This window comes from Ectopseudomonas khazarica (assembly GCF_004521985.1).
Lineage (GTDB): Bacteria > Pseudomonadota > Gammaproteobacteria > Pseudomonadales > Pseudomonadaceae > Aquipseudomonas > Aquipseudomonas khazarica.
The window spans coordinates 1-417 of record NZ_SBHZ01000051.1; the positions used below are offsets into that span (position 1 = coordinate 1).

Genomic DNA, 417 nt, shown 5'->3' on the forward strand with positions numbered 1-417 from the left:
TGCCGCCGCTGGACGCGGCCGTCCTCCCCGCGGGCATCCGCGCGCGCTTCGTCGCGGGTGTGAACGGCCTGCGCATGCATGTGCTGGAGGCCGGACACGGGGAGCCCGGCCGGCCCTGTCTTCTGCTGCTGCACGGCTTTCCCGAGTTGGCCTATTCCTGGCGCAAGGTGATGCCGGCCCTCGCGGAGGCCGGGTATCACGTCGTCGCCCCAGACCAGCGTGGCTACGGGCGTACCGCCCCGGGGCCGGTGGCCTACGAGGCCGACCTCGCGCCCTTCCGCATGCACAACCTGCTCCTCGACGTGCTCTGCCTGCTCGGGGCACTCGGCCGGGAGCGGGTCGCGGCGGTGATCGGGCACGATTTCGGCGCCTGGGTCGCGGGCTTCTGCGCCCTGGCCCGGCCCGACGTGTTCGGAT

General features: G+C 73.4%; 1 protein-coding gene. It reads left to right on the plus strand.

Annotated elements, in window-relative coordinates; translation table 11 throughout:
* Positions 1–417, plus strand: a 417-nt coding sequence (locus EPK82_RS24675; protein WP_341870015.1) for an alpha/beta fold hydrolase, incomplete at both ends; no start/stop codon positions are given.